The sequence below is a fragment of the Salinispora vitiensis genome, assembly GCF_000378825.1.
Classification (GTDB): domain Bacteria; phylum Actinomycetota; class Actinomycetes; order Mycobacteriales; family Micromonosporaceae; genus Micromonospora; species Micromonospora vitiensis.
Genome location: NZ_KB900388.1, coordinates 2,580,714 through 2,606,115, shown reverse-complemented (window position 1 = coordinate 2,606,115; position 25,402 = coordinate 2,580,714). Strand labels below are relative to the sequence as shown.

22 protein-coding genes are annotated in these 25,402 nt (G+C 73.4%); 18 read left to right on the top strand and 4 right to left on the bottom strand.

What is annotated here, in order from left to right:
* Positions 1 to 66: 66 nt before the first annotated feature.
* The gene (locus SALPAC2_RS0112045) at positions 67 to 825 is read right to left on the bottom strand and encodes a helix-turn-helix domain-containing protein (protein WP_397540875.1); all 759 of its coding nucleotides are present in this window, start codon (positions 823 to 825) and stop codon (positions 67 to 69) included.
* Positions 826 to 929: 104 nt separating this feature from the next.
* Here SALPAC2_RS0112045 and SALPAC2_RS0112040 point away from each other — a divergent pair, with 104 nt between their 5' ends.
* The gene (locus tag SALPAC2_RS0112040) at positions 930 to 1,430 is read left to right on the top strand and encodes a VOC family protein (RefSeq protein WP_018216908.1); all 501 of its coding nucleotides are present in this window, start codon (positions 930 to 932) and stop codon (positions 1,428 to 1,430) included.
* 67 nt (positions 1,431 to 1,497) lie between these two features.
* On the opposite strand, the gene SALPAC2_RS0112035 is transcribed toward SALPAC2_RS0112040, so the two are convergent.
* Entirely contained in the window at positions 1,498 to 3,630 is a 2,133-nt protein-coding gene (locus SALPAC2_RS0112035) for a S9 family peptidase (protein ID WP_018216907.1), read from the bottom strand.
* 85 nt (positions 3,631 to 3,715) lie between these two features.
* Here SALPAC2_RS0112035 and mshB point away from each other — a divergent pair, with 85 nt between their 5' ends.
* The 3 genes from mshB (at position 3,716) to SALPAC2_RS0112020 (ending at position 5,697) form a co-directional block, all read left to right on the top strand.
* Positions 3,716 to 4,693 (top strand): N-acetyl-1-D-myo-inositol-2-amino-2-deoxy-alpha-D-glucopyranoside deacetylase, encoded by a 978-nt coding sequence (gene mshB, locus SALPAC2_RS0112030; RefSeq protein ID WP_018216906.1) that lies wholly within the window; start codon positions 3,716 to 3,718, stop codon positions 4,691 to 4,693.
* Positions 4,694 to 4,704: 11 nt separating this feature from the next.
* Entirely contained in the window at positions 4,705 to 5,148 is a 444-nt protein-coding gene (locus SALPAC2_RS0112025) for a hypothetical protein (protein ID WP_018216905.1), read from the top strand.
* Between the two features lie 81 nt (positions 5,149 to 5,229).
* Positions 5,230 to 5,697 (top strand): hypothetical protein, encoded by a 468-nt coding sequence (locus SALPAC2_RS0112020; protein WP_026184660.1) that lies wholly within the window; start codon positions 5,230 to 5,232, stop codon positions 5,695 to 5,697.
* 4 nt (positions 5,698 to 5,701) lie between these two features.
* Here SALPAC2_RS0112020 and SALPAC2_RS0112015 read toward each other — a convergent pair whose 3' ends face one another.
* A complete protein-coding gene (locus SALPAC2_RS0112015; RefSeq protein ID WP_026184659.1) occupies positions 5,702 to 6,676 on the bottom strand; it encodes a GNAT family N-acetyltransferase in 975 nt (324 codons plus the stop codon).
* A gap of 79 nt (positions 6,677 to 6,755) precedes the next feature.
* Between SALPAC2_RS0112015 and fdxA the strand changes: the two genes are divergently transcribed.
* The 5 genes from fdxA to SALPAC2_RS0111990 all read left to right on the top strand — a co-directional run bounded on the left by fdxA (position 6,756) and on the right by SALPAC2_RS0111990 (position 10,634).
* Positions 6,756 to 7,082 carry a ferredoxin gene (fdxA, locus tag SALPAC2_RS0112010; RefSeq protein ID WP_018216902.1) on the top strand — a complete coding sequence of 109 codons (327 nt, stop codon included), beginning with the start codon at positions 6,756 to 6,758 and terminating at the stop codon, positions 7,080 to 7,082.
* Complete coding sequence (gene dapC, locus SALPAC2_RS0112005; protein WP_317889011.1) at positions 7,079 to 8,185, top strand: succinyldiaminopimelate transaminase; 1,107 nt, start codon at positions 7,079 to 7,081, stop codon at positions 8,183 to 8,185. Before fdxA ends, dapC begins: the two co-directional genes overlap by 4 nt.
* A gap of 17 nt (positions 8,186 to 8,202) precedes the next feature.
* Positions 8,203 to 9,243, top strand: coding sequence for a prephenate dehydrogenase (locus SALPAC2_RS0112000; protein ID WP_018216900.1), 1,041 nt, complete (start codon positions 8,203 to 8,205; stop codon positions 9,241 to 9,243).
* Between the two features lie 105 nt (positions 9,244 to 9,348).
* Positions 9,349 to 9,987, top strand: coding sequence for an SIMPL domain-containing protein (locus SALPAC2_RS0111995; RefSeq protein WP_018216899.1), 639 nt, complete (start codon positions 9,349 to 9,351; stop codon positions 9,985 to 9,987).
* A complete protein-coding gene (locus SALPAC2_RS0111990; RefSeq protein ID WP_018216898.1) occupies positions 9,987 to 10,634 on the top strand; it encodes a nucleoside/nucleotide kinase family protein in 648 nt (215 codons plus the stop codon). The genes SALPAC2_RS0111995 and SALPAC2_RS0111990 overlap by 1 nt, the downstream gene beginning before the upstream one ends.
* A 6-nt stretch (positions 10,635 to 10,640) precedes the next feature.
* Here the strand turns inward: SALPAC2_RS0111990 and dapD are convergent, their stop codons facing one another.
* Complete coding sequence (gene dapD / locus SALPAC2_RS0111985) at positions 10,641 to 11,600, bottom strand: 2,3,4,5-tetrahydropyridine-2,6-dicarboxylate N-succinyltransferase (protein WP_018216897.1); 960 nt, start codon at positions 11,598 to 11,600, stop codon at positions 10,641 to 10,643.
* A gap of 24 nt (positions 11,601 to 11,624) precedes the next feature.
* Here dapD and dapE point away from each other — a divergent pair, with 24 nt between their 5' ends.
* From dapE to nudC, 9 genes are all read left to right on the top strand, one after another.
* Positions 11,625 to 12,698 (top strand): succinyl-diaminopimelate desuccinylase, encoded by a 1,074-nt coding sequence (dapE, locus tag SALPAC2_RS0111980; RefSeq protein ID WP_018216896.1) that lies wholly within the window; start codon positions 11,625 to 11,627, stop codon positions 12,696 to 12,698.
* A 49-nt stretch (positions 12,699 to 12,747) separates the two neighbouring features.
* Entirely contained in the window at positions 12,748 to 13,599 is an 852-nt protein-coding gene (locus tag SALPAC2_RS0111975) for an LOG family protein (RefSeq protein ID WP_018216895.1), read from the top strand.
* Between the two features lie 2 nt (positions 13,600 to 13,601).
* Entirely contained in the window at positions 13,602 to 14,147 is a 546-nt protein-coding gene (locus SALPAC2_RS0111970; protein ID WP_018216894.1) for an LOG family protein, read from the top strand.
* Positions 14,148 to 14,316: 169 nt separating this feature from the next.
* Positions 14,317 to 17,823 (top strand): ATP-dependent helicase, encoded by a 3,507-nt coding sequence (locus tag SALPAC2_RS0111965; RefSeq protein WP_018216893.1) that lies wholly within the window; start codon positions 14,317 to 14,319, stop codon positions 17,821 to 17,823.
* Positions 17,820 to 21,284: an ATP-dependent helicase gene (locus SALPAC2_RS0111960; protein ID WP_018216892.1), complete on the top strand. Its 3,465-nt coding sequence runs from the start codon at positions 17,820 to 17,822 to the stop codon at positions 21,282 to 21,284. The genes SALPAC2_RS0111965 and SALPAC2_RS0111960 overlap by 4 nt, the downstream gene beginning before the upstream one ends.
* Positions 21,285 to 21,398: 114 nt before the next feature.
* Positions 21,399 to 21,581, top strand: a complete 183-nt coding sequence (locus SALPAC2_RS0111955) for a hypothetical protein (protein ID WP_018216891.1) — start codon at positions 21,399 to 21,401, stop codon at positions 21,579 to 21,581.
* Between the two features lie 51 nt (positions 21,582 to 21,632).
* Positions 21,633 to 22,946: a M16 family metallopeptidase gene (locus tag SALPAC2_RS0111950; RefSeq protein WP_026184658.1), complete on the top strand. Its 1,314-nt coding sequence runs from the start codon at positions 21,633 to 21,635 to the stop codon at positions 22,944 to 22,946.
* Positions 22,943 to 24,286 (top strand): M16 family metallopeptidase, encoded by a 1,344-nt coding sequence (locus SALPAC2_RS0111945; protein WP_018216889.1) that lies wholly within the window; start codon positions 22,943 to 22,945, stop codon positions 24,284 to 24,286. Before SALPAC2_RS0111950 ends, SALPAC2_RS0111945 begins: the two co-directional genes overlap by 4 nt.
* Complete coding sequence (gene nudC / locus SALPAC2_RS0111940; protein ID WP_018216888.1) at positions 24,283 to 25,230, top strand: NAD(+) diphosphatase; 948 nt, start codon at positions 24,283 to 24,285, stop codon at positions 25,228 to 25,230. Before SALPAC2_RS0111945 ends, nudC begins: the two co-directional genes overlap by 4 nt.
* The last annotated feature ends 172 nt before the right edge of the window (positions 25,231 to 25,402 follow it).

Here is a 25,402-nt window from a genome sequence, read left to right as displayed (position 1 = left end):
CGCGACGACCAGCCCGGCCACCCCGGTGCTCGACCCGGCCGCCCGCGATGGCCGGCGGTTCGCGGATCAGCCGACCGTTGGTCCGACCCGACTCCGGTACGCGCCCGGCGTGAGGCCGAGCACCGACCGGAATTCGTTCGCGAGGTGGGCTTGGTCGCTGTAACCGAGGTCAGCAGCGACATCGGCCAGCGTCATCTCCGGATCATTCCGCAGGCGTTGGGCGGCGTCCTGTAGTCGACGGCGGCGGATCATCACTGCCGGCGGCAACCCGACGAACCGGGCCGCGAGCCGCTGCACCGACCGGGCGGAGATGCACAGGCGGCGGGCGACATCCTCGACGGTGCGCACCGCCGGATCGGCGTCGATGAGATCGGCCATCCGGTTGGCCAACAGCGCCTCGTGCCGCGGTGGCGGCACCGTACCGGTAAGCCACGCCGCGAAGGCGTCCACCGCCTGGCGGTGCCGGGTGGGTGGATCGTCCGGCCCGAGCATCGCTCGCCCCACCCGCTCCCGCAGGACCGGGAGGTCCAGGAGCTGGTACCGGTTCCGCAGCACCGCCGGTGCCCCGGTGAAGTGGGGCACCGCCGCTGGCCGGAGCAGAGCTCCGACCGCCCAACCGGTGCCGGTGAGGTCGCGGTACGAGCTGCCCGTCGTTGGCCCGGCGAGGCCGACCCCGGCTGGTTCGACCACGAGATTGCAGGCGGGAAACGCGATCAGCTGCTGTCGGGAGGTCTGCCCGGCCGGGAGACACCACTCTGGAATCCAGAACCAGCGCACTAGCTGTGCCACCGAATCTGGTGCCGGAAGACGGGCGAACGTGGGCAGCCGCGCCGGATAGAGGACACCCCGCCGGTTCGCCGTACCCGGCTCGGATTCCTGTCGCGAATCTTCAAGCCGCTGCGTGCTGCGCCTACCTATGGTCAACTCCTATGACTGATCCGAACCAAGCCGCCGACGGCGCGCACACCACGAACGGCACGCCGCACGGAGCTACCAGCCTGACTCCCTTTCTGGTCATCCCGGACGCCCGCCGGGCCATCGATTTCTACCAGAGAGTTTTCGGTGCGCGGGTGGTTGACGTGACCGAGCTGGGTGGTGTCGTGGCCCACGCCGTCCTCGACTTCGGCCAGGGGCTGCTGCAGCTCGGGGAGCCGATGCCCAAGTATGGGCTCGTCGCGGGCCCCGAAGGGGAGCAGGACTGCTACTCCATCGGCTACTACTGCCCGGACGTCGACGCCGTGGTCGAACGGGCCCAGGCGGCCGGCGCGGTCATCCGGGAAGCCCCGTCCACCTTCGTCTCGGGTGACCGCTTCGCCAGCATCCGGGACCCGTTCGGCGTACGGTGGTCGGTCCTGACCCGGGTGGCGGACCTCTCCGAGGAGGAGAGCGCGCGACGGGTCGCCGACTGGGCCCGGCAACAGGCGGGGTGACCGGCGCGGGCAACGGGCAGCACCGCGCGGGCTGACCCAATTTTCTCCGTACCCGCCGGGGCGGCGCTCACCCCAGGTGGGTACGGAGGAAGGCCAGCTCCAGCCGCAGCAGCTGCTCACTGACACCGCCCGCCGCCATGTGTGTCGCGCCGGTGAGCGGCAGCACCGAATGCGGGTGCCCGTTGGCGACCAGCGCGGCCGACAGCCGCAGCGTGTGTGCCGCCACCACGTTGTCGTCGGCCAGCCCGTGCACCAGCAGCAGCGGCCGGGCCTGCTCGGTGGCGGCGGCCAACTCCACCAGGGAATGGTGGGCGTACACGTCCATCCCGTCCTCGGGCAGGCCCAGGTAGCGTTCGGTGTAGGCGGTGTCGTACAGGCTCCAGTCGGTCACCGGCGCCCCGGCGATCCCACACCGGAACAGCTCCGGGCGCCGCAGCACCGCCAGCGCCGCCAGCCAGCCGCCGAACGACCAGCCCCGCACCGCCACCCGGTCGAGGTCCAGGTCCGGGTGCTTGTCGGCGAGCGCGGTGAGCCCCTCCACCTGGTCGGTGAGGACCATGTCCGCCACCCGCCGGTGAATCGCCTTCTCGAACGACGGCGCGACCCCCGGCGTACCGCGGTTGTCGATCACGACCACCGCGAACCCGGCGTCGGCCCACCACTGCCGCTCCAACCACGCCGACCGCGCCGCCAGCACCTCCTGGTGGCCGGGGCCGCCGTACACGTCCAGCAGCACCGGCAGCCGGCGGCCGGAGACGTGGTTCTCCGGGTAGAGCACCGCCGCCGGCAGCCGCCGATCGGTCACCCGCTCCAACAACGGCAGCGGAGCGTACGGCGGGGTCGCCGCGAACGACCGCAGCGTCGCCACCTCCCGGTCACCGCGCCAGACCGTCCAGCGCAGACCCGGATGGTCCAGGGAGGCGCTGCCCACCACCAACACGTCCCCGCCGACGACACCGACGTGCCAGCCGGAGTCCGGGGTGATCCGGCGGACGTCCATACCGCCGCCGACGGCGGTGCGGACCCGGAACAGGTGCTGCTCGCTCGGCTCGCCCTCGGCCGCCTCCACCAGCAGGTCGGCCGCTCCGGTGCCGGAGCGGGCCGGGAGCCGGCCCACCACCCGGCGAACGTAGAGCGACGGCGGCGTCAGCAGCGTTCCGTCGGCGAAGAGGCACCGTGCGTCGTAGCCGTCGTGGGCGAGTTCCCCGCCGACCAGTACCCGCCCGTCCGGCAGGTGCGCGGGAGTACCGGGGACCGGCTCCACCCAGCGCGGATCGGCCAGCTCGGCGTGCACCTGGGTCTCCCCGGTGCGTGGATCCACCGCGAGTACCAGTCCGTGCTGCTGGGAGCGGCGCAGCACGGTGATCAGCGGTCCGCCGTCGGTCCAGTGCACCGCGGTCAGGTACGGGTAGGTCTCCCGGTCCCAGTGCACGTCGACCCAGCCGCCGTCGAGATCGAGCAGGTGCAGGCTGACCTCGGCATTCGGTCCGCCGGCCCGGGGGTAGGCAACGGTGGTCGGCGCGGTCGCCGGCTCGGCCGGATCGTGCAGGTGCCATCGGCCCACTCGGGACTCGTCCACCCGGGCGGCCAGCACCGAGCGACCGTCCGGCGCCCACCAGTAGCCCCGGAACCGGTTGAACTCCTCCGCCGCGACGTGCTCGGCCAGCCCCCAGATGACTCCCGCGTCCTCGCCGGCGAGCATGGTGTCGGTGCCGTCGTACTCGACCACCCGAAGCTCACCCCGGCGGACCCCGGCCGCGGCGTCGGTCACGTACGCCAGCCGCTGCCCGGTCGGGTCGGGGCGGGGATCGAGCACCGGACCGGCGGCGGCCACCTCGACCACGTCCCCGTGGATCAGGTCGGCCCGGAAGAGCCGGCCACCCAGGGCGAAGATCGCCACCCGGCCAGCCGAGTCGAGGGCGTACGAGCCGATGCCGTCGGCGCTCAACCGCAGCCGCTCCCGTAGCGTGCGCTCTCCCGGGCTGAGCTGGTCGGTGTCCTCCGACCGGAGCGCCGCCGGATCGGCGACAAGCCGCTCCTGCCCGGTGTCGACGTCAAGGAGCCAGAGCGCCTCGGTCGGGTCCGTCGGCCCGCCCGAGCGAAGGAAGAGCACCCGGGAGCCGTCGTCGGCCACCGAGATCGCCCGCGGCGCTCCGTGGCGGAACCGACGGGTCCGTGCGGCCAGCTCCGGATAGTCCACAAGTCGGATCGTAGGGCGGCGCGGTGGGTGATGTGGCGGACCTGCCCGGACGCATCCCGGTCGGCGGCGAGAACCGCCGGATAGAGTGACCGACGTGACGACACCGCCCGATCGCCGGCTCCTGCTGGTCCATGCGCACCCCGACGACGAAGCCATCGGCACCGGCGCGACGATGGCCCACTACGCGGCCACCGGCGCCCACGTCACGCTCGTCACCTGCACCCTGGGTGAGGAGGGCGAGGTGCACGTGCCGGAGTTGGCGCAACTCGCCGCGGCCGAGGCTGACCAGCTCGGCGGCTACCGGATCGGGGAGCTGGCGGCGGCCTGCCGCGCGCTCGGGGTCACCGACCACCGGTTCCTCGGCGGCGCCGGCCGCTATCGCGACTCCGGGATGATGGGCCTGGCCACCAACGAGCACCCGCGCGCCTTTTGGCAGGCCGACCTCGATGTGGCCGCCGGGCAGCTGGTGGAGCTCATGCGGGAGCTCCGGCCCCAGGTCATGGTCACCTATGACGACAACGGGTTTTACGGCCATCCGGATCACATCCAGGCCCACCGGGTGGCGATGCGGGCACACGAGTTGGCCGCCGCCGAAGGGTTCGCTCCGGCGAAGGTCTACTGGACGGCGATGCCGCGCAGCGTGCTGGAGGCCGGAATGACCCACTTCGCCGGCTCGTCGGACAACCCGTTCGCGGGCATCCAGGAGGCGGTGGAGTTGCCGTTCTGCACGCCGGACGAGCACATCGCCGCCCGGATCGACGCGAGCGGGCAGCACGCCGCGAAGGCGGCGGCGATGCGCGCGCACGCCACCCAGATTCCGGACAACTCCTGGCTGTACTCGATCGCCGGAAATTTCGGCAGCGAGTTCATGGGGGTGGAGTACTACACCCTCGCCAGCGGTGAAAAGGGCCCCGGCTCCGGCCCGTACGGGTGGGAGGACGACCTCTTCGCCGGGCTGCCGGTCGGGGAGGGGCCGGACCGGACTTCGGCCGCGGAGGGCTCGGACCCGACTCCCGCCGACGGCGTCAACCGTGCCCCGGTCGGCGCGACCGGTCAGTGGTGAGTCTCCCCGCCATGCCGGTGTCGGTGGTGCCCGACGAGAGCGTTCCGCCGCCGGCCCGGGGCAACGCCCGGCTGGCCGACCGGGCGTTGCGGTTCGCTGGCGGCGTGTTGGCCGTCGCCGGTGGGGCCCTCAGCGCGGTGCTGGAGCTCCTGCTCGCCCCGCTGCGGGTCGGCAACCAACTGATCGGGGTGACCGTGCTGGTCGCGGTCGGGTTGAACGTGGCCCTGAGCTGGTTCGCCCTGGCTACTGTCGGACGTCGGTGGGCGGTGGCGCTGCCCGCCGTGCCGTGGTTTTTCCTGGTCGCGGTCGCCGGGATCCGCACCTCGGAGGGGGACGTGCTGCTGGCCGGCACCTGGGTGGACCTGCTGCTCGTCGTGGCCGGCGCAATGACCTTCGCGGTGCTGGGGTTCCGGCAGATCATGGCCACCCCGCCGACTGGCCGACCCGGGGCCTGACGGCACCCGTCCTCCGGTGGTAGACATTCCTGCCAGGACGTCCCGTACGAGTGGTGGCGGGCGGTATGGCGGGAGGGCGCGATGAGGCAGCGGTGGTGGATGGCCGGAGGGCTGGCGGGTGCGCTGTTCGTAGTGAACGTGGTCGCTCGGTTGATCATTCGGTTGGGCTTCGACGATACGGACACAACCGCGGCTGATCGGGTGTCGCTCGGGATGTTCGTGGTGATCGGGGTGGGCTTGGCCGCGGTCACCTTCGTCTGGAGCCGACGCCGGCCTGCCGCCGAGTGGGGGGCGGAGATCGCCGCCGCGGTCGGCGTCGCGCTGGCGCTGACCATACTGGTCGGGCCGCTGCTGGTGGGGAAGAACCCGTTCGGTGACGGTGCGGGGACCTTCTTCGCGCAGATCTGGCTCTATGCCGCGGTCACCGGGGTCGGGGTGCTGCTGGGTTATCTGCTGGCCGTCGCGCTCGGCCTGGACCACCGCTCCCAGGCACTGAAGCGGTACGCCGAGTCGCAGGCGGCGAAGCCGCAGAAGCCGGTCCGCCGCTGACCCGTCAGCCCGCCGGTGCGGTTCGGGTCCGGTAGGTGTGGTGGGTGGTGAAGCCGAGCGCTCGATAGAGCGGCACCGCTTCTGCGTTGCCCTGTTCGACCTGGAGGAAGGCGTTTGTCGCGCCGACCGCCGTACCCCAGTCGGCGAGGGCGCGGACCACCTGCCGGGCCAGTCCTCGCCGACGTGCCTCGGGTGCCACCTCGATCAGACTCAGGCCCAGCCAGCGGCCCGCCCCGGTGACCGTTCCCCGGCCGACGGCGACCAGCCGGCCGGCAACGCGTACCTGGGCGAAGCGGATCTGGGGTACGGCGGTGAGCACCTGCCGGGCGGCGGCCGGCAGGTCGCCCTTGCGGTTGGCGGCGACCGCCAGCCAGTCCGTCGACGGCGCGGCGGTCAGCTCGACCGGCGGTGCGTCGGCGAGATCGGGTCGGGCGGGCGGCAGCGCGGCCAGCAGTGCGGCCAGCGGTGCCGTCTGGACGAGCACCGGCGGGCCACCGCGCCAACCCCGGGCGTCGAGCTCCGCGCTGATCGGCGCGGCGAGTGGCAGCGGCGTGTTGATCAGCGCGGGCTGGCCGAGGTCGGCGTACCAGTGCTGCACCGCGTCGATCGCGGCGGGCAGCGGCCGGTCCGGGTCGCCGACGGGTAGCGCCGAGTTGGCGCGTCCGGTCCAGCCGTCGGCGCTGCGCAGCAGCCAGTCGCCCAGCTGGGCCCGGGTCGGTGCCGGCCAGGCGGCGTCGGCCGCGTGCTCCAGCGCGGCCACCGCGGCAGCTGCCGGCCGGCGGGAGGGGGGTACTCGCCGAGCTCGGTGGATTTCGGACCTCGGCACGCTGAGTCGACCCTGCGCGGTGACGAGGGTGAGATGGCTCTCGCTCAGCTCGGCCAACTCGCCGAGGGCGTCGGAGAAGCAGGGCCGTCCTGCGCGAATCCCCACAATTCGGCGGACTACCACCCGCTGTCCCACATCCTCTGGTTGGAGCACGATCGACCTCCTCCCCGAGGAGATACTAGGCTCATACCCGTCGCGGATGATCGCGGCGTGTCTGCGGAGGAGAAGATCGGTGACCTACATCATCGCCGAGCCGTGCGTGGATGTGCTCGACAAGGCCTGCATCGAGGAGTGCCCGGTCGACTGCATCTACGAGGGCAACCGGATGCTCTACATCCACCCCGACGAGTGCGTCGACTGTGGTGCCTGTGAGCCGGTGTGCCCGGTCGAGGCGATCTTCTACGAGGACGACGTGCCGGAGCAGTGGAAGGACTACACCGCGGCCAACTACGAGTTCTTCGAGGACCTGGGTTCGCCCGGCGGCGCCTCGAAGATCGGCAAGGTGGAGAAGGACGCCACCTTCGTCGCGGCGCAGGCGCCGCGTGGAGAGGCGAACTGAACCGGCCCACGCCGGTCTCGGCTCGGCTGCCGGAGTTCACCTGGGACGCCCTGGAGGCCGCGGCCGCTCTGGCCGCGGCGCACCCGGGAGGCCTGATCAACCTCTCCATCGGTACGCCGGTTGACCCGGTGCCGCCGTCGATCCGGCAGGCGCTGGCGGACGCCTCGGACGCCCCCGGGTACCCGCTGACCGCCGGCTCGCCGGCGCTGCGGGCCGCGATGGTGGCCTGGGCGGCGCGGGCTTGCGGTGCCGACCCGGACGGTCTCGGAGTGCTTCCGGTGGTCGGGTCGAAGGAACTGGTCGCCTGGTTGCCCACGCTGCTCGGGATCGGGCCGCAGGACGTGGTCGTGGTGCCGTCGGTGGCGTACCCGACCTACGAGGACGGGGCTCGGCTCGCCGGGGCGACCGTCGTGCGGGCTGATTCGTTGACCGCCCTCGGTCCAACCCCCCGGGTCCGCCTGGTCTGGGTGAACTCGCCGGGGAACCCGACCGGGCGGGTGCTGCCCGCACCCCATCTGCGCAAGGTGGTCGACTGGGCCCGGGAGCGCGGTGCGGTTGTCGCCAGTGACGAGTGCTACCTGCCGCTGGGCTGGGAGGCCGAGCCGGTCTCGGTGCTGTCGCCGCAGGTCTGCGGCGATTCGTACGACAGCGTCCTGGCCGTGCACTCGCTCTCCAAGCGGTCCAACCTCGCCGGCTACCGGGCCGGCTTCGTCGCTGGCGACCCGGCGCTCGTCGCCGAGCTGCTCAAGGTACGCAAGCACGCCGGGATGATCATGCCGGCGCCGGTGCAGGCCGCGATGGTGACCGCCCTTGCGGACGAGCGGGACGCCACCGAGCAGCGGGAGCGCTACCGGGCCCGGCGGTCCGTGCTGCGCGCCGCGTTCACCGCCGCCGGGTTCACCGTCGAGCACTCGGAGGCCGGGCTCTACCTCTGGCTGACCCGGGATGAGGACTGCTGGGCCACGGTCGACTGGCTGGCCCGGCGGGGCATCCTGGTGGCGGCGGGCGCCCTCTACGGGCCCACCGGCGCGCGACATGTCCGCGTGGCGCTGACCGCGTCCGACCAGCACGTGGCGGCGGTCGCCGACCGGTTGGCCGGCTGAGGACGGCGGGTACGACCGTGACCGATGCTGGGAACACCGCGGCCGGGGCGGCGTACCGCGGGGTCCGGGCCGCGGTCGTGGGGACCGGTCTGATCGGGGGGTCCATCCTGCTTCGGCTCCGCGATGCCGGGCTGGACGTCGCCGGCTGGGATCCGGACCCAACGACCCGGGACCAGGCGCGGGAGCGGGGAGTGCCGGTCCCGGAGACCGTCGAGGCGGCGGTCGCCGGACGGGAGTTGGTCTTCCTGTGTGGGCCGCTACCGACCCTGCCCGCTACCCTGTCGACCGTCGCCACGGCCAGCGGGCCCGACTGCGTCCTCACCGACGTGGGTAGTACCAAGGCCGAGGTGGCCGCGGCAGCGGCCCGGCTCGGTCTGCTGCACCGGTTCGTGCCGGGGCACCCGATGGCGGGCGCCGAGTTCGCCGGGCTCGCGGCGGCCCGGCCGACGCTCCTCGACGGGGCCGCGTGGGTGCTGTGCCCGGGGCCGGCGACGGCGACGTTCCGCTGGCTCACCGGGCTCCTCCTGGCGGTGTTCGGGGCTCGGGTGGTGCCGCTGGCCGCGGCCGAGCACGACCGGGCCGCCGCCCTCGCGTCGCACGTGCCGCACCTGCTCGCCGGGGCGCTGGCCGGGGCGACCGGTCGGGCAGCGGCACCGGATGCCGTTCTCGCCCTCGCCGCCGGCAGCTTCCGCGACGGCACCCGGGTCGCGGCTACCCCGGCGGCGCGGACGGCCAACCTGCTGCTGGGCAACCGGGACGAGGTGCTGCGGGAGCTGGCCGGGGTGCGGGCCTACCTGGACGAGCTGGTCGAGGCCCTGCGCACCGATGACCGGGAGCGGCTCACCGCACGCTACGACGAGGCAGGGGCGATCCGGCGCCTGCTGTCCGACCGGGCGTACGCCGCCCAGGTCCGCGAGTTCCCGGTCGGTGGAGACCACACCGCGGAGGTCGGCTGGCTTCGGGAGGTCGGCGCGGCCGGCGGCTACCTGGGCGGCTGTCAGCTGCGCGCGGGCCGGGTCTGCTACACCGCCGGGCTGCCCCGACCCGGCGGGGCGTGACGCGCGGCGCGGTGGGGGCGCGCGGCTCGGTGGGGCGCGCGGCTCGGTGGGGCGCGCGGCCGCCGGGCCTGCCGGCGCCGGGTGATCGCCGCTAGGGTGTGCAACATGGTGGCTGGACCGGTGGTGGCGGTTCGCGGGGAGTCCTTCCGGGAGGTTGCGCCGGAGCGGGCCCGGTTCGCCGTGGCCGTGCTGGCCCGGGACCGGGACCGGGAGGCCACGCTGAGCCGGCTGGCCGAGCGGGCGGCCGCCGTCCGGGTGCTCCTCGACGGGTACGACTCGATGATCGAGCGGCGGGAGACCGGCGAGCTGCGGGTCTCCCCGGAGCTACGCCGTTCCGGGGAGAAGGTGCGCGCATATCACGGCAGCGTGCGCACCACCGTCACGGTTACCGACTTCACCACCCTGGGCGAGTTGCTGCTGCGCCTGGCCGACCAGGACCAGGTCGAGGTGTCGGGGCCGTGGTGGTCGCTGCGTCCGGACAGCCCGGTCTACCGCGAAGCGCGGCACGCGGCGATCGCCGACGCGCTGCGGCGGGCCCACGAGTACGCGGAAGCCCTCGGCGCCCGGGTGACCGCGTTGGTCGAGCTCGCCGACGCTGGCGTCGATCGACCAGCCACGTTGGCCGCCCGGTCCTACTCGGCCGCGGCCGAAAGGCTGCCGGAGCTCGATCTGGACCCGCAACCCCAGTCGGTGCAGGCGGCGGTGCAGGCACGGTTCACGATCAGCGAGCCGGTCCTGCGCTGATGGGGCCGGCCCGAGTCGTACCGGTTGCCGCGCTGGTGGCGCGGGCCCGCGCGCTCGCCGACACCGGTTCCCGCCAGCTGCTGGGCATCACCGGCGCTCCCGGCGCGGGCAAGTCCACCCTGGCCGCGCAGATCGTCGCCGCGGTCGGGCCGGCGGCCCGGCTGGTGCCGATGGACGGGTTTCACCTTGCGCAGGCCGAGCTCGTCCGGTTGGGCCGGGCGGAGCGCAAGGGCGCCGTGGACACGTTCGACGCCAACGGCTACGTTTCGCTGCTGCGCCGGCTGCGGCGCCCCGAGCCCACCTCGGTCTACGCGCCGGAGTTCCGGCGGGAGTGGGAGGAGCCGGTCGCCGGGGCGGTCGAGGTGCCGCCCTCGGTCCGGCTGGTGGTTACCGAGGGCAATTATTTGTTGCTGCCGGATTGGCCGTGGGAGGAGATCCGGCCACTGCTACACGAGGCGTGGTTCCTGGATCTCGATGCGGAGCAGCGGCTGCGCCGGCTCACCGCGCGGCACGAGGCGTACGGGCGCTCGCCTGCCCAGGCCCGGGCCTGGGCAGGCGGCACCGACGAGGTGAACGCTGAGCTGGTGGCGAGCACGGCGCACCGGGCCGACCTGGTGGTGCGCCTCGCCGAGCCACCGCCGGGCTGAGTCCGGTCAGTCGTTGGCGTGCAGCGCGGCGTTCAACGCGATGCCCTGCCCGGAGCGCGGCTTCGCCTCGAGTCCGCCGGTGACCGAGTTGCGCCAGAAGAGCAGCCCGTCGACGCCGGTCAGCTCGCGGGCCTTCACCACCCGACCGTCCGGCAGCGTGAGCTTGGAGCTGGCCGTGATGTAGCAGCCCGCCTCGACCACGCAGTCGTCGCCGAGCGAGATGCCCACGCCCGCGTTCGCGCCGATCAGGCTCCGTTCGCCGATGCGGATCTTCTCGGTGCCGCCCCCGGAGAGGGTGCCCATGATCGAGGCGCCGCCACCGATGTCGGAGCCGTCCCCGATCAACACGCCCTGCGTGATGCGCCCCTCGACCATGGAGGCGCCAAGCGTCCCGGCGTTGAAGTTCACGAAGCCCTCGTGCATCACCGTCGTGCCGGAGGCGAGGTGGGCGCCGATCCGGACCCGGTCCGCGTCGGCGATCCGGACGCCGGAGGGCACCACGTAGTCGGTCATTCGGGGGAACTTGTCCACCCCGTAGACGGTGAGGTGGCGGCCGGCGGACCGCTCGATGACCCGCAGCTCGTCCACCCGCTCCGGCGGGCAGGGCCCGGCCGAGGTCCAGGCGACGTTGGCCAGCTTGCCGAAGATGCCGTCGAGGTTGAGCTCGTTGGGCCGCACCAGCCGGTGCGAGAGGAGGTGCAGCCGGAGGTACGCGTCCGCGGCGTCCTTGATCGGGTCGGCCAGCGAGCCGAGAACGGTTACCAGCTGGACGGTCCGCAGACCCGGCAGCGCCCGGTCGCCGACCGCGCCGGGCGGCAGGTCGAGGACATCCGCCTCATCCTCACCCGGGACCAGCGGCAACTCGCCGAGGCCCAGCTTGCCGGTCGGGTACCAGGTATCGAGCACCTGGTCGTCAGCGGTTACGGTGGCCAGGCCGATGCCCCAGGCAGACTGCGTAGTGGTCACCTCTGTGACGGTACCGTGCGGATTATGAAGAACCCGTTGACCCCCGAGGTCCTCGCTGACCCGGTGGCCCTGACCCGCGCCCTGGTCGACATCGAGTCCGTCTCCCGGAACGAGAAGGCGATCGCGGACTGTGTCGAGGATGTGCTGCGCGGTGTGCCGCACCTGACCACCTACCGGTACGGCAACACCGTGATGGCCCGTACCAGCCTCGGCCGGGACCAGCGGGTGGTGCTCGCCGGTCATCTCGACACGGTCCCGATCAACAACAACTTTCCCGCCACCGTGCGCGGTGACCTGATGTACGGCTGCGGCACCTCGGACATGAAGAGCGGGGTCGCGTACGCGTTGCACCTCGCGGTAACCCTGGCCGAGCCGCGGTACGACGTGACGTACTTCTTCTACGAGGCGGAGGAGATCGAGTCGGCGTACAACGGTCTCTTCCTCGTCTCCGAGGCGCACCCGGAGTGGCTCACGGCCGACTTCGCGCTGCTGCTGGAGCCGACGCACGGGATCGTCGAGGCGGGCTGCCAGGGCACCCTGCGGGCCACCGTCGGCACCAGCGGCGTACGGGCGCACTCGGCGCGCTCCTGGCACGGCGTGAACGCGATCCACGCCGCTGGGGAGGTGCTGCGCCGGCTCGGGGCGTACGAGGCCCGCCGGGTGACGGTCGATGGTTGCGAGTACCGCGAGGGATTGAACGCGGTGCGGATCAACGGCGGGGTGGCCGGCAACGTGGTGCCGGACCGCTGCACGGTCGAGGTCAACTACCGGTTCGCGCCGGACCGTAGCCCGGAGCAGGCCGAGGCGCATGTGCGCGAGGTGTTCGCCGACTTCGAGGTGGCGATCACCGACCTGGCGTCCGGCGCGATGCCGGGGCTGGAGGCGGCGCCGGCGCAGGAGTTCCTGGCCGCCGTCGGTACCGCACCGGTCGGCAAGCTGGGCTGGACGGACGTTGCCCGCTTCGCGGCGTTGGGTACGCCGGCGCTGAATTTCGGCCCGGGGGATCCCAACCTCGCCCACCACCCGGACGAACACGTCGAGATCGGGAAGATTCGCGACGGTGCGGCGGTGTTGCGTCGCTGGCTCTCGGTCGCCTGAACGGCCCGGTCCCCCCGCCCGTCGGCGTATCTCCACTACGGTTGCCTGCATGAGCGAGAGCAACGGGCGGGAGGCGGCCGGTGCGGCCCCGCGGGACCAGCACCGGGGCACCGGGGCACCACGTCGGTCCGTGATCGGCGGCAGTACCGCCGATCAGCGGCTGCTGGACTCCCGCCAGCGCAGTGACTGGAAGACCCGGGACGCGTGGCGGGCGCTGCGGATCCTCTCCGAGTTCGTCGAGGGCTTCGACACCCTCTCCGACCTGCAGCCGGCGGTGAGCGTTTTCGGTTCGGCGCGGAGCCGACCGGACAGCCCGGAGTGCCAGCTGGCCGAGGAGTTGGGTGGGGCGCTGGCCCGGGCCGGCTACGCGGTCATCACCGGCGGGGGGCCGGGGGTGATGCAGGCGGCGAACCGGGGGGCCAGCGAGGCCGGCGGGCTCTCCGTCGGCTTGGGCATCGAGCTCCCCTTCGAGCAGGGCATCAACGACTGGGTCGATGTAGCGATCGAGTTTCGGTACTTCTTTGCGCGGAAGACCATGTTCGTCAAGTACGCCCAGGCGTTCGTGGTGCTTCCGGGTGGTTTCGGCACGATGGACGAGCTGTTCGAGGCCCTCACCCTGGTGCAGACCGGCAAGGTGACCCGGTTCCCGGTGGTGCTGATGGGCGTTGACTACTGGCGCGGGTTGCTCGACTGGCTGCGGGACACGATGGCGGCCGAGGGTAAGATCGGAGCGGTTGATCTTGATTTGATCTGCCTCACCGACGACGTGAACGCGGCCGTGCGGCACATCGTCGAGGCGGAGGCGGTGCTCTCCGCCGAGCAGGAGTCGATCCGCGAGGAGTCCGTCGCCGTCACCGCGGCCGAGCAGCAGGCCGCGGCGGACGAGGGAGGTCGGGGCTGACCATGGCAGCGATCTGTGTTTTCTGCGCGTCTTCCCGCACGCTTGACCAACGCTTTCTGGACCTGGCGACCGAGACCGGCGCGGAGCTGGCCCGCCGGGGTCACACGCTCGTCAGCGGTGGTGGTCGGGTCGGGATGATGGGAGCGGTGGCGGCCGGCGCGCGGGCCGCCGGCGGGCGGACGCTGGGCGTAATCCCGCAGGCCCTGGTCGATCTGGAGGTCGCCGACCTCGCCTCCGACGAGCTGTTGGTCACCGAGTCGATGGCCGACCGTAAGACCGTCATGATCGACAAGTCGGATGCCTTCCTCACGCTCCCCGGTGGCCTCGGCACGCTGGACGAGCTCTTCGAGGTCTGGACGACCGCCACCCTGACGCTGCACAGCAAGCCGATGACGCTGGTGGACGCCGACGGCTTCTACCGCCCGCTCCTCGACTGGCTGGGTGGTCTGGCCAAGCAGACCTTCCTGAAGTCGGCGGGCCTGGAGCTGCTCCCCGTCGTGGCGACCGTCCCCGCGGCCCTCGATCTCCTGGAGTCCCGGCTGAGCTGAGCGCCACCGCACGGGTCTTGCGTTACGGCTTGCCAGGTCGGCGGTTGCGGCTTGCCAGGTCGGCGGCAGCCCGACCTGGCCGCCCCCGCTGGTGGGCAGACGGTAGGTCAGGGCGTCCGGCGGCGTGGGCGGATGTGGATCTGTCGGCCGGATCTGGTGGGATGAGGGGATGCAGGCATACCGGCTGGTACGCCGGTCCGGCGGGCCGGCGGGGGCGTTCACCCCGGCGGGCGACCGTGCCCTGCTGGGCGAGCAGGGTCGATTGGGCGAGCACGGTCGGTTGGGCGAGCACGGTCGGTTGGGCGAGCGGCTCGACGATCCCCGGCAGGCAGAGGTGATCGGCCACGCCGTCGGGCCGATGCTGGTGCTCGGCGGGCCGGGCACCGGCAAGACCGCCACCCTGGTCGAGGCGGTCGCCGCGCGGGTAGCCGAGGGGGTGGATCCCGAGCGCATCCTGGTGCTCACCTTCAGTCGTCGACAAGCAACCGGCCTGCGCCAGCGCATCGAGTCCCGGATCGCCGGCGCGGGCCACCGGGTGCTGCGGGAACCACTGGTCCGCACCTTCCCGGCGTACGCGTTCGGGCTGCTGCGTCGTGCCGCCGCGGAGCGCGGCGAACCCTCGCCCCGGCTGCTCACCGGCCCCGAGCAGGATCTGATCATTCGGGAGTTGCTGGACCTGGTGGGCGAGGAGCCGGACGACGATCCGGTGGGCTGGCCGGAGGACCTGCGCCCGGCCCTGCGTACCCGCGCCTTCGCCAGCCAGCTGCGGGATCTGCTGATGCGGGCCGCCGAGCGGGGCGTCGGTCCGGTGGAGCTGGCCCGGCTGGGTGAGCAGCTCGGCCGGGCCGACTGGCCGGCCGCCGCCCGGTTCCTCCGGGAGTACGTCGCCGTACTGGCGCTGCGCGATGTCGGCAACCGCGGCTCGATCGCCTACGACCCGGCCGAGCTGGTCCGCGCCGCCACCGGAATGCTGCTCGACGATCCGGCGCTGCTGGCCGCGGAGCGGCGCCGGCTGGCGCACGTCTACGTGGACGAGTACGCCGACACCGACCCTGCCCAGCAGGAGCTGCTGGAGACCGTGGCGGGGGGCGGCAAGGCGCTGGTCGTCCTCGCCGATCCCGACTCCTCCACGTACGCCTTCCGTGGTGCCGACCCGGACGGTGTGGTGACCTTCCCGCACCGATTCCGGACCGCCTCCGGTGCGCCGGCGGCGCGGGTCGTCCTCAGCACGTCGTACCGGGCCGGTCCCCGACTGTTGGCGGCGCACGCGCGGCTGGCCCGCCGGTTGCGTGGCCCGGCCACGCACCGGCGGACCCGGGCGTTACCCGCAGCGGCGGCGGGCACGGCGGAGGTCCGTACGTTCCGCTCGGCCGCCAGCGAGGCGGCCTGGCTGGCGCATGCACTGCGGGCGGCGCACCTGCTCGACGGGGTGCCCTGGTCCGAGATGGCCGTGTTGGTGCGCTCCACCGGGCGAGCGCTGCCCTCGCTGCGGCGTGCCCTGCACGCCGCCGGGGTGCCCACTGTGGTGCACGGCGAGGACCTGCCGCTGCACCTGCAACCGGCAGTTGCCCCGCTGCTACTGCTGTTGCGCTGTGCGCTCGCCCCGGACCGGCTCGATGAGGAGGCGGCCGTCGCCCTGCTGCACTCCTCGTTGGGCGGGGCGGATCCGCTGGCGGAACGGCGGCTGCGGCAGGGGCTGCGGGTTATGGCCCTGGCCGCCGGCGACCGCCGCCCCTCCGGCGAGCTGATCGTCGAGGCGCTGCAGGACCCGGCCGAGCTGGCCGGCATCGACCGCCGGTGGGCGGAGCCGGCGCAGACGGTGGCCGGTCTGTTGGCGGTTGCCCGGGAGGCGGCCGCCCGGCCGGGTGCCACCGCCGAGGAGGTGCTCTGGGCGGTGTGGCGGGCCAGTGGCCTCGCCGACCTCTGGTCGGCGGCGCTGGCCCGCACCCCGGCGGCGGCCGGGGAGGGGGAGGTCGCCCGGCGTCGTCGCGCCGAGGCCGCCGACCGGGACTTGGACGCGGTGCTGGTGCTCTTCGACGCCGCCGCCCGGTTCACCGACCGGCTGCCCGGGGCGCGGGTCGAGGTCTTCCTCGACCATGTGCTCGGGCAGGACCTGCCCGCCGACACTCTCGCCCCGACCGCTGACCGGGGCGACGCGGTGCGGCTGCTCACCGCGCACGCCGCGAAGGGGCTGGAGTGGGATCTGGTCGCCGTCGCCGGAGTACAGGAGGGGGTCTGGCCCGACCTGCGGCTGCGGGGCAGTCTGCTGGGGTCGGAGCGCCTCGTGGACGTGCTCGCCGGCCGCTCGGCCGGCGAGGGGCGGCGGGCCTCCGTCGTTGGCCAGACCTCGGCCCTGCTAGACGAGGAGCGGCGGCTCTTCCACGTCGCGGTGACCCGGGCTCGGCGCCGGCTGCTGGTCAGCGCCGTGGCCAGCGCCGCCGTCGGTGGCGATGACCACGACGAGCAGCCGAGCCGGTTCCTGCACGAACTCGGCGTGGCCGACCCGCCGCCGGCCGGGGGCGCGGGATCGGACGGAGCGGCGCCACCGGCCGCGGGCGCCGGACCGGACGGAGCGGCGCCACCGGCCGCGGGCGCCGGACCGGACGGAGGTGTGGGACCCGACCAGGGCACCGGGCCGGACGACGCCCGGACGGCCACGTTGCCGCTCAGCCGGCCGCCCCGGGCGCTCACGCTGGCGTCGCTGGTGGCGGAGCTGCGTACCGCGGTGACCGACCCGAGCGCGCCGGTGCCCCGGCGGCGGGCGGCCGCGGCTGAGCTGGCCCGGCTCGCCGCCGAGGGGGTCGCCGGGGCGCACCCAGACGACTGGTGGGGGCTGCGTCCGCTCTCCGACGAACGGCCGCTGGCCGCCGACGGCGAGCCGGTGCGGGTCACCCCGTCCGGGATGGAGAGCGCCCTGCGGTGCAGCCTGCGCTGGCTGCTCGAACGGCACGGCGGTGGCGCGCCGGCCAGCGCGGCGCAGGGGGTGGGAAACCTGGTGCACGCCGCCGCGATGCTGGCCGAGAACGCCAGCTCGGACCGGCGGGCGCTGCTCGACTACGTGGCGGCCCGGTTCGACGCGATCGAGCTGGCGGCCCGGTGGCTGGTCGGCCCGGAGCAGGCCCGCGCCGAGGCGATGGTGGACAAGCTGCTGCGCTGGCTGGCCACCAACCCGCGTCGGCTGCTCGCCATCGAGCACGAGTTCGCCGTCCGGCTGGACGACCCACGCCACCCCGTCGACCTGGTCGGCCGGGTGGATCGGCTGGAGGTTGACCCGGACGGCCGGCTCGTGGTGGTTGACCTTAAGACCGGCAAGTCGACCGCGGTGACCGCAGCGGACCTCGCCGAGCATCCGCAGCTGGGCGCGTACCAGGCGGCGGTCGAGGCGGGCGGGTTCGCCGAGTTCGGGACCGAGTCCGGGGGCGCATCCCTGGTGCAGCTCGGCACCGGCACCAAGGAAGCCCGGGAACAGGCCCAACCGCCGGCCGGCGAGGGGCCGGCGGCCGGCTGGGCGACCGCCCTGGTCCGGCGGACCGCCGAGACGATGGCCGCCGCCACCTTCGCCGCGGTCGCCAACTCGAAGTGTCGGGTCTGCCCGGTGCGCACCAGCTGCCCGGTGTCCGGGCAGGGGCGCCAGGTCGTCGAACCGCCGAGTACTCGCCCAGCGGAGGGCCCGTGACCCAGCCGACCCTGTTCAGCGCGGCGACCCCGACTCCCCGTCGGGCCGACGCCGGGCCCCGGTACACCCCGGTCGAGTTGGCGAAGCTGCTGCGACTGCCGGCGCCCACCCGCGAACAGGCGGCGATCATCGCCGCCCCGGTGGAGCCGTTGCTCGTCGTCGCGGGCGCCGGTTCCGGCAAGACCGAGACGATGGCCGCCCGGGTGGTCTGGCTGGTGGCCAACTCGTACGTCCAACCGGAGCAGGTGCTCGGTCTGACCTTCACCCGCAAGGCCGCCGGGGAGCTGGCGCACCGCGTTCGCACCCGGCTCGGTCAGCTCGTTCGGCGGCTCGGGCGCAACGGGCGACACCCGCTCGACGATTCGTTGTCCGGCGAGCCGACGGTCGCCACCTACCACTCGTACGCCGGGCGGGTGGTAACCGAACACGGGCTGCGCGCCGGGTACGAGCCCGCGACCCGGCTGCTCACCGAGGCGTCCCGCTGGCAGCTCGTTGACCTGATCGTGCGGACCTACGACGGTGACATGTCCGAGGTGGACCGGATGCCGAGCACGATCACCGACGCGGTGCTGGCCCTCGCCGGCGAGTTGGACGAGCACCTGGTCGAGCCGGACCACCTGGCGGCCTGGACCGGACGGTTCTTCGCCGACGTGCAGTCCCGCCCCGGCCGGGTCTACGCCGACGTGCGCCGGGCGCTCACCCTCGCGCAGGTCCGGTTGAAGCTGTTGCCGCTGGTCCGGGCGTACGCCCGGCGCAAGGAGGATTTCGAGGCGATGGACTTCGCCGACCAGTTGGCTCGGGCGGCCCGGGTCGCCCGGGACCACCCGGTGGTCGGTGAGCTCGAGCGGGACCGCTACCGGGTGGTGCTGCTCGACGAGTATCAGGACACCAGCCATGCCCAGGTGGTGCTGCTGAACGCGCTCTTCGGCGGCGGGCACCCGGTGACCGCGGTCGGTGACCCCTGTCAGTCGATCTACGGCTGGCGGGGGGCGAGTGCGGGCACCCTCGACCGGTTCCGCACCGAGTTCGCCCAGGCCGACGGCGCTCCGGCCGAGGTACGCACCCTGACCACCAGTTGGCGTAACCGGCCGGAGATTCTGGCGGTGGCGAACGCCCTCGCCACCCCGCTCCGCGCCGCCGGCGCCCGGGTGCCGGAGCTGCGTGCCGCCCTCAGTGTCAAGGACCCGATCCCGCACCGTACCCCCCGCGGGGTGGCTGCCGGCACCGTCCACTGCGCGCTGTTGGACACCTACGCGGACGAGGCGAACTGGATCGCCGACAGCCTGCTGCGTGCCTGGCAGGGAGCGGCGGGGATGCCCGGGGCGTTGCCCGAGCACCTTCCGGTCGTGGCGCGTCCCACCACCGCGGTGCTGGTCCGGCTGCGCAGCCAGATTCCGGCGATCGAGTCGGCGCTGCGGGCCCGGGGCCTGCCGGTCGAGGTGGTGGGGCTGGGCGGCCTGCTGGACACCCCGGAGGTGCGGGACGTGGTCTGCACCCTGCGGGTGCTGGCCGACCCGACCGACGGGGCGGCGCTGCTTCGGTTGCTGACCGGTGCCCGGTGGCGGATCGGGCCGCGGGACCTGGTGGCCCTGCACCGTAGGGCTCGGGCCATCGCCGCCGCGCGCCGGCAGCTCGCGGCCGATGACGAGCCGGAGATCGTCCCGGATCTGCTGGACGAGGCGACTCTGGTGGAGGCCCTGGCCGATCTGGGGCCGGCGCCGGCGTACTCGGCGGAGGGCTATGCCCGGCTCCGCGCCGCCGCCCAGGAACTGGGCCTGCTGCGTTACCGGCTGGACCAGTCGCTGCCGGACCTGATCGCGGACATCGAGCGGACGATCGGCCTGGACGTGGAGGTGGCGGTGCGTGCCGGCCGGGACGAGGCCGGCGATGCCGGGCTGGCCCGGGGGCACCTGGATGCGCTCGGTGACGTCGCGGCCCGGTTCAGCGGGGAGACGCCGGGCGCCACACTCTCGGCCTTCCTGGCCTATCTGGCGGCGGCGGAGGACGAGGAGCGCGGGCTCGCCCCCGGTGAGGTGGAGGTGGTCGAGGGGGCGGTGCAGGTTCTCACCGCGCACGCGGCCAAGGGCCTGGAGTGGGACATCGTGGCGGTGGCGGGGCTGAGCCGCGGGGTGTGGCCGGGTCCGGTGCGCAACTCCGACCACTGGCTAGGCGGGCTGGGGGTGCTGCCGTTCCCGCTGCGCGGCGACGCTGCCGGGTTGCCGGTGTTGGCCCTGGCCGGGGCCGAGGAGCAGCGCGGGGTGGCGCAGGCCTTGGCGGACTTCACCGCGGCGTGGCGGGCGCACGACGAGCGGGAGGAGCGGCGGTTGGCGTACGTCGCGGTGACTCGTCCCCGCCGGCTGCTGCTCTGCTCCGGCCATTGGTGGGGGGAGGGCACCAAACGTCCGCGCGGCCCCTCCGCGCTCCTGCGGGACCTGCATCAGGCCTGCCGGGACGGGGGCGCTGGGCAGGTGGTGGACGAGTGGGCCGCGGAGCCCGCCCCGGACGCGGTGAATCCCACGACCGAGGTGGTGCTTCGGGCGGAGTGGCCGGCTGACCCGTTGGGTGCCCGTCGACCGGTGCTGACCGAGGCGGCAGCCCTGGTGCGGCGCTACTTGACAGCGGGGGTGCCGAACCGTCCGGCAGCCGGCGGCGTGGCGGTGGCCGGCCCTCGGGTGCCGAGCGTGGGCGACCCGGGTGGCGACGACCCGGGCGGCGACGATCTGGGCGGCAATGTCCTGGGTGGCGACGACCCGGAGGTGGCGCGTTGGCGCCGGGAGGCCGATCTGCTGCTCGCCGAGCGGGCCGAGCTGACCCGACAGGCTGGCCCGATTGAGGTCGTACTGCCCGCCGCGCTCTCGGTCACCCAGCTGGTGGCGCTGCGGCGGGACCCGGCGGCCCTGGCCCGGTCACTGCGCCGGCCCCTGCCCACCGAGCCGAACCCGTACGCCCGTCGGGGTACCGCCTTCCACACCTGGCTGGAGCAGCGGTTCGGGGCCGGCCGGCTGCTCGATGTGGACGAGTTACCCGGTGCGGCGGACGCGGACGCCGCACCGGACGAGGCGCTCACCGAACTCCAGGAACGCTTCCTGGCCAGTGAGTGGGCGGATCGGACGCCGCTCGAGGCCGAGGTGCCGTTCGCGACGGTGCTCGCCGGGGTGGTCGTCCGGGGCCGGATGGACGCGGTCTTCGGTCGGCCCGGCGGCCGGTTCGACGTGGTGGACTGGAAGACGGGCCGGCAGCCCACCGGAGCGGCCGCCACAGCGGCAGCGGTGCAGCTCGCGGTCTACCGCCTGGCCTGGGCGGAGCTGGCGGGGGTTCCGGTTGCGCAGGTGGGTGCGGCGTTCCACTACGTCCGGGACGGGGCGACGGTGCGGCCGGTGGACCTGCTTGACGCCGCGGGTCTCACCGCGCTGATCGCCTCGGTCCCGGAACCTGGGCCGGCGGGAACCATCGCCGGCTGAGTCAGCAATTGGGCGGCGGATAGGTCCGAATGGTGATTGCGTCCGGCGGCCCGGCCCGCGAGGCTGGTCCGAGGGGGATGACACCGCCGTCCGCTCAGGGTGGAAGGGGTATGCATGACGGGGCAAAGCGGCCTGGACGCGGTACGGGAACTGCTGCTGGTGGCGGTCGTCGCCGGGGTCGGGGTACTGCTCGCACTGATCGTCGTCTTCAGCCCGTGGCACGCCGTGCCGGACAAGGCCGCGCCCGCGGCCCCGGTTGAGCTGCGCAGCCCGGAACCGACAGCGACCGTGGGCTGAGTGCGGCGGGAGGCCATCGGTGCGTCCGCGCGGACGGGTTAGGGTCGACGCGTGTCGACCACCCGCAGAGCGACGATTCCAGCAACGAGGTACCCCGTCGAGCGATTCACACTCGACAATGGTCTGCGGGTGGTGCTCACCCCGGACCGCAGCGCCCCGGTGATCGGGGTGGCAGTCGTCTACGACGTCGGTATTCGCTCCGAGCCGGAGGGGCGCACCGGCTTCGCGCACCTCTTCGAACATCTGATGTTCCAGGGTTCGGAGAATCTGGAGAAGCTGGCCCACTTCCGGCACGTACAGGGGGCGGGCGGCACCTTCAACGGCTCCACCCACCTGGACTACACCGACTACTACGAGACGTTGCCGGGCAACGCCCTCGAACGAGCCCTCTTCCTTGAGGCGGACCGGATGCGCGGCCCCCGGTTGACCGAGGAGAATCTGCGCAACCAGGTCGACGTGGTCAAGGAGGAGATTCGGGTCAACGTGCTCAACCGGCCGTACGGCGGGTTTCCGTGGCTCACCCTGCCACCGGTGCTCTTCGACACCTTCCCCAACGCGCACGACGGCTACGGGTCCTTCACCGACCTCGAGTCGGCCACGGTGGCCGACGCCGCCGACTTCTTCCAGAAGTACTACGCCAGCGGCAACGCGGTACTCGCGGTCAGCGGCGACATCGACGTAGCCGAGGCGGTCGAGCTGGTCGAGCGGCACTTCGGCGATGTGCCGGCCCGTCCGGCTCCGGTCCGGCCGAGCTTCGCCGAGCCGGACCTGACCGCCGAGCGGCGGGTGTCGTACACCGATCGACTGGCCCCACTGCCGGCGGTCGCCTCGGCCTGGCGGGTGCCGGACCCGATCGGTGACTTCGTCGGCTACCTCCCGTACGCGGTGCTCGCCGAGGTGCTCACCGACGGGGACGCCGCCCGGTTGGTCGAACGGCTGGTCCAGCGGGACCGGTCGGTGACCGGCGTCGGCGGCTACCTGGGCTTCATGGGGGACCCGTTCGACGTCCGCGATCCGACGGCCCTCCTGCTCCAGGCGCACCTGCCACCCGACGGTGACGTGGACAAGGTGCTGCAGACGGTGGATGAGGAGTTGGACCGGCTGGCCACCGACGGGCTGGCCGACGGTGAGCTGGCCCGTACCCAAGCGCGGATGGCCACGCACCTGTTGCGCGACACGGACGCGGTGCTGGGGCGGGCCCTACGGATGGCCGTTCTGGAGCAGCAACGCGGTGAGCCCGGTCTGCTCAACGAGCTACCCCGCCTGGTCGGCGAGGTCACCGAGGAGTCGGTCCGTACCGCTGCCGCCACCCTGCGCCCCCAGCGTCGGGCCACCGTCGAGGTGCTCGCGGGGGCGGAGCAGTGAGCGCCGCGATGACGACCGCCTCGCGCGTCCTGCCGCCGCTCGGGCCGACCCGGAAACTGAAGCTGCCGAAGCAGGCCGAGCGGAGGCTCGGCAACGGTCTCACCGTGATCGCGGTCCGTCGGCCCGCGGTGCCCCTGGTCGAGGTGCGACTCGGGATACCGTTCGGACAGGTGCATCCAGCCCGGGCCGCGATGCTCGCAGAGACCCTGCTCTCCGGTACGACGACGCTGACCGGGGTGCAGATCGCCGCGGAGTTGCAGAAGGTCGGTGGCGGGCTCTCCGCCGGGGTTGACCCAGACCGGTTGATGCTCTCCGGCGCGGGCTTGGCGACCGGCCTGGACCGGATGTTGGAGCTGTTGGCCGGGGTGCTGACCGCGGCGGCCTACCCGGCCGACGAGGTCGCCACCGAGCGGGACCGGCTGGTCGACCGGATCCAGCTGGCCCAGTGCCAGCCGGGGCACCTGGCCCGTACCGCCCTGCTCAAGCGGATCTACGGCCGGCACCCGTACGCGGTGCAGACACCGACTCCGGATCAGGTCCGCGCGGTGCGTCCGAGCGTGCTGCGGAAGCTGCATGACCAGCGGGTGCATCCGAACGGTGCGATCCTGGTGCTGGTCGGCGATGTTCAGCCGGAACGGGCGTTGGACGCGGCCGAGCAGGCGCTCGGCGGGTGGAATGGCGCCGGTCAGGTTGTCGGGCTACCGGCCACGCCGCCGTTGGAACCGGGGCCGCTGCTCCTCGTTGACCGCCCCGAATCGGTCCAGTCGTCGCTGCGGATCGCGCTGCCGGCGGTGCCGCGCACCGACCCCGACCACGCCGCCCTGCAACTCGCGAACCTGATCTTCGGAGGTTACTTCTCGTCCCGGTGGGTGGAGAACATTCGCGAGGAGAAGGGCTACACGTACGGACCGTACTCGTTGGTCGAGCACTCGGTCGCCGGGTCGGTCCTGCTCGCCGCCGCCGAGGTGGCCACCGAGGTGACCGGGGCGGCGTTGCTGGAGACCCAGTACGAGCTGGGTCGGCTGGCCTGCGTTGCACCGGGCGCGGAGGAGCTGGAGCAGGCCCGTCAGTACGCTCTCGGCACGCTTCAGCTCGGCATCTCCACCCAGGCCGGGCTGGCGGCGCTGACCAGCGCGTACGCCAGTAGCGGCCTGCGTCTGGACTTTCTGGCCGAACACGCGGCTCGGCTGGCGAGGGCGACGGTGGCTGAGGTCGCCGACGCGGCGGCCCGATACCTCGCCCCGGCCCGGGCGGTCACCGTCGTGCTGGGGGATGCGCAGCGGGTCGCCGGGCAGTTGGGGACGCTCGCCGAGGTTGTGACTGAACCGGCGGTTCCGTGACGGACGGTGGACCGGCCCCGGCGCTGGCCCGCTCCACCCTGGACCGGGCCGCGCACCGGCGTACCGATCCCGACTGGTTGGGTCGGGCCTGGGGGCGGTGCCGGGTGCTCGTGTTGGACAGCGACAACGCGGGGCGGGCGTTGGTGTCCGCCGGTCCGGAGTCGCCGGTGTTGGTGTTAGTTGACCCGGAGGAGGTGCCGGAGGAGGCAGCTGCCCGGGCGATCTTCCTCGGTGTTGAGTCCGATGGCGTACCAGTGTTTACGGTGGACGCGCCCCTGCCGGTGCTCCCCGGCGCCCGCGCGGCGCACCTGTTGGAGGTCGGCCACCTGCTCACCGACCGGGACGCGGGCCTGCTCACCACGGGTCTGGCCCTGCTCAACTGGCACCGCGGGCACCGGTACTCCCCGCGGACCGGGCAGGCCACCACGATGGATGAGGCCGGTTGGTCCCGGGTCGCCCCGGCGGGGGAGCGGATGTGGCCGCGGACCGATCCGGCGATGATCGTCCTGGTGCACGACGGGGAGTCCGGTCGGGCTGGGCGCTGCCTGTTGGGCAACAATGCCGCCTGGCCGCGGGTGCCGGGTGAGCTGCGCTTCTCCTGCCTCGCCGGCTACGTGGAGCCCGGGGAGTCGGCCGAGGCGGCGGTGCTGCGCGAGGTACGCGAGGAGGTGGACGTCCCGGTCACGGACATCACGTACGTGGGTAGCCAGGCCTGGCCGTTCCCCGGTTCGTTGATGCTGGGTTTTCAGGCGGTGGCCGACCCGCGGCATCCGGTGCGGGTCGACCCGGCGGAGATCACGGCGGCCCGCTGGTTCACCCGGGCCGAGGTCAGCGCGGCGCTGGACGGGCAGAGCGTTGCCGTCCAGGAGGCTCGGCTGGTCCTGCCACCGTCGTCTTCGATCGCGTCCTTCCTGCTGCGCTACTGGCTCGACGGCCACTGTTGACGGCGGGCGCCGCCGGCGGTTGCGGTGGGCGTCGCCGGCGGTTGCGGTGGGCGTCGCCGGGCGGTCACGGGAGGACGTAACCGGGGTGGGTGGTTGGTTCCGAACGTGGTCCCGGCCCGCGACCGCCGTTGCCGCGACGGTCACGGGCCGGGGACCGTGCCGTCGAGACCGG